4 protein-coding genes are annotated in these 3,636 nt (G+C 69.4%); all 4 read right to left on the reverse strand.

What is annotated here, in order from left to right; translation table 11 throughout:
- Window positions 1-639 (reverse strand): ABC transporter ATP-binding protein (locus WB508_RS00005; protein ID WP_423842811.1); only part of this gene is annotated, 639 nt, incomplete at its 3' end.
- Window positions 636-1,724 (reverse strand): energy-coupling factor transporter transmembrane component T, encoded by a 1,089-nt coding sequence (locus WB508_RS00010; protein WP_423842812.1) that lies wholly within the window; start codon window positions 1,722-1,724, stop codon window positions 636-638. The genes WB508_RS00005 and WB508_RS00010, both read right to left, overlap by 4 nt.
- A gap of 4 nt (window positions 1,725-1,728) precedes the next feature.
- A complete protein-coding gene (locus WB508_RS00015; RefSeq protein ID WP_423842813.1) occupies window positions 1,729-2,514 on the reverse strand; it encodes a hypothetical protein in 786 nt (261 codons plus the stop codon).
- Window positions 2,511-3,636 (reverse strand): prenyltransferase/squalene oxidase repeat-containing protein (locus tag WB508_RS00020; RefSeq protein ID WP_423842814.1); only part of this gene is annotated, 1,126 nt, incomplete at its 5' end. The genes WB508_RS00015 and WB508_RS00020, both read right to left, overlap by 4 nt.

Below are 3,636 nucleotides of genomic sequence, written 5' to 3' on the forward strand. Positions count from 1 at the left end.
GACGAGCCGGTCGGCGAACGGGACGACGCGCTCCATGCGGTGCTCGGCGACCACGACCGTGACGCCGAGGTCGTCGACGAGGTGGGCCACGGTGGCTAGCACGTCCTCCGCGGCGGTGGGATCGAGAGCAGATGTCGGCTCGTCCAGCACCAGCACCTTGGGGTGCATCGTGAGCACCGCCCCGATGGCGACGCGTTGCTGTTGTCCACCGGAGAGTGTGCGGAGCGCCCGCGAGCGCAGGTCTGCGATGCCCAGCAGGTCGAGGGTCTCCTCGACGCGTCGGCGCATCGTGCGCGGATCGACCCCCAGCTGTTCCATGCCGTAGGCCAGCTCGTCCTCGGCCACCTCGGTGACGAAACCAGCGAGCGGGTCCTGGCCGACGTATCCGACGATGTCAGCGAGATCGCGCGGTGCCCGATCGCGGATGCTGTGCCCACCGATCAGCACCTCGCCGGCCAACGTGCCGCCGGTGAAGTGGGGGGTCAGTCCGTTGATGGTGCCCAGCAGGGTCGACTTGCCTGACCCGGTGCGACCGGCGACCAACACCAGCTCGCCCTCCTCGATCGACACATCGACGTCGCGGAGCACCGGCACGTCGGCACCGTCGTGGGTGAAGGAAAGCTGCCGCAGCTCGATCATGTGGCACCTCGCTTCGCCAGGACCCGCCGGGTCGTGTCGAGGACCGGCGGCGGCGTCAGGAAGGCCGGCAGCGCCGCGATCAGGACTGCCAGCAGCACCGGGACGGACAGCTGCGGCAGCACGTCGAGGGCTGGGTATGCGACGGCGGCGCTCGTCGTCAGCACCAAGGTCGCGGTGGCGATGCCGCACGCCATCGCCACCAGCTCGGCAACGCGCCACGGATCGGGGCGGTAGCGGGTCTGCTGCACTCGACGACCGGCCGAGACCAGCCCGGCGGCGGCGACGAGGACCCCCGCCACGAGACATGGCAGCACCAACCACCGCGGTGCCGTGCGGTCGAGCAGCGCGTAGACGCCGACGCAGAGGCCGACGAGACCACCGATCATCAGCAGACCGGTGGTGCGTCGTTCGCCCACGGTTGCCGTGCCCGCGCGCCCGTAGCCGCGGGCATCCATGCCTGCGGCCAGGGCCATCGAACGGTCCAGCGCGTCTTCCATCACAGGCACCACGATGCGCCGCAACGCCCCGACCCCACGACCCGGGTCACCACGCAGCGCCCTGGCTCGTCGCACCCGGCCGACGCTCTCGGCGAGCTGCGGGAACACCGACAGCGCCACGACGATCGTCGTACCGAGCTCGTAGAAGGCCGGTGGGAGGCTCGCGAGCAGGCGCCGGGGATTGGCCAGCGTGTTGGCGGCGCCGATGCACACGATGATCGCGGCCAGACGCAGCCCGTCGTACAGACCACCCAACAGATCGGTGCGGGTCACAGGTCCCAGCAGCTGGATGCCGGCGGCGAGATCCGGCAAGGGGATCTGCGGCAGGGTGACGAGCACGATGTCGCCGTCGACCCCGCCGAACACGATGCGAAACAGCACGCGGATCGTGATGATGAGCAGCGCCAGATACACGTACAGCCGAAACGAGAGCGCCCATGGAGCTTCGGTGCGACGGGCGACGACCACCAGCACGGCGGCCATGATGATCAGCACCAGAACAAACGGGTTGGTCGTCGCGGACGCCGCGGTCGCCAGTCCCAGGGCCCAGATCCACCAGGCCCCGGGATGCAGATCCCGCGGCGTCACTGCTTCACGACCGTCGCGCCCGCCGTTGCCAGATCGTGACGACCATGCCGATCAACAGGCCCAGAGCCAGCAGGCTGCCGACCCACAGCGTCGAGGTCGACGAGCTGTCGGACTGCTGCGACGTGCGCTGCAGCGCCTCCTCGCGCGCGGCGGCCGCGGCCGTACCCGACACCGACGCGCTCGGCGAGGGCGCCGCTGAGGACGACGTGGGGCTCTTGGACGGCGTACCCGAGGCCGACGGCGACGGCGTGGCCTTCTTCTTCTCCGCCGACGTCGACGGCCTTGGCTTCGGCGCTGCTGCGGCTTTCGGCTTCGGCTTCGGCTTCGGCTTCGGCTTCGGAGCCGGAGCCGTGTACGGCCTCATCCCGGGATAGGAGCGTGAGCTGGAGTTCTGGAACTTGAACGCGACCCAACCACCCTTCGGCACGCTGAGGGAGTAGGCGCCCTGACTGGCGTAGTTCCATCCACCGCCCGTGCCGTTGGCCGAGAACAGACCCCAGTAGGCATCGGGCGGCGCAGTGCCGCGGCACGGTGCGCGTGACGGGTACCCATCGATGTCGCAGACGAATCCTCGAGAGCTGTTCAGCGAGTGGCCCGCCCTGGCGAAGTTCGACGCTGCGGCACCGCCGCCGTTGGCATCACACCGCACCGAGGAGTTCACGACCACCGTGACCCCGGTCCCGGACGGGCAGGCGGCTGCGTGGGCAGCCCCCGCCGACACGACCGTGCCGCCCGCCGCACCGACGATCAGTGCAGCAAGGGTGCGGACGATCCGGCTTCGGACGTTCATCGGCGAGCGTGTGACGGAGCGAAGGAGGCCCTGCGTCCGCGGCCTGTCAGCACGAGGCCTGCACCGGTCACCAGAAGAGCAGCAGCCGCGAGCAGCTGCCAGGTCTCGACCGAGGAACCGGTGTCTGGGAGTGTTCCATTCACGCTGGACACCGGGCCCGTGTTTGCGCCGTTCCCGCTGGCCGTGTTCTCATCCGTCGACGGTGCCACCTCAATCGTGATCGACGCAGTGGGTCCATCATCCCCGTATGTCGCCGTGATGACGTGCGACGAGGCGGTGTTGAACGTGACGGTGTTGTCCTTGATCGTGTCGCTCTCGACCGATGACTCCAGACTCAGCTCGTCGGACACGTCTCCGGTTGATCGGCCATCGGCGTCCCTGCCGGTGGCTGTGATGGTGACCTTTTCGCCCTGCTCGGGCTTGGCGTCCGACGCCTTGAGCTCCATGGATGCGACCGGGCCCGGCTCCGGCTCCGGCTCGGCCTGACTGGCGAAGCTCAGCGCGTGGATCGCCTGGACCGAGGTCCGTACCCATTGATCCCTCTCGACGTCGCTGATGCCGTCCGCACCCTGGTCGAAGGCGGCGGAGTCGAAGGCGATCGCACCGGCTTCGTCCTTGAGCCCGGGCGTCGAGGACGTGGCCTGCAGGGGCACGATCCAGTCGGCGGCCGCGGTTGCTGCTGCAGCGTCACCGAAGGACGAGAGGACGACGGCCGCAAGACCCGTGCTGTTGGAGTTGGCACCGCCAGACTCGCTCAGCGAGCCATCGCCCGCCTGCGCGCCGTTGAGGTAGGTCCGCGCGTCGGCCACCGCGGCGCCATGTCCGCCCGCCTCCTGGAGCGCGATGACGGCGAAGGTGGTGGCGTCCACGCTCGAGGTGCAGCCGTCGCCCTTCTGGAACAGACGGAATCCACCATCGGGGCACTGCTGATCGACCAGGAAGTCGGCTGCGGGGTTCACGCTCTCGCTGCCCGCCGCTTGGAAGGCGCGGACGCCCCAGGCCTGCCCCACCGTGTTGGCTGACTGGAACTCGCCGTCCGGGCTGTCCTTCAGACGCCCATTCTCCGCGCCTTCGGTGATCATCAGCTCGGCGAGCTCGGCGATCAGGTCGCGGTCGTCGATG

Source organism: Aeromicrobium sp. (genome assembly GCF_049586495.1).
Taxonomy (GTDB): Bacteria; Actinomycetota; Actinomycetes; order Propionibacteriales; family Nocardioidaceae; genus Aeromicrobium.

Bases quoted from the DNA above. Each gene is read 5' to 3' on its own strand.
- WB508_RS00015 (WP_423842813.1), bottom strand. From the start codon at position 2,514: ATGAACGTCCGAAGCCGGATCGTCCGCACCCTTGCTGCACTGATCGTC.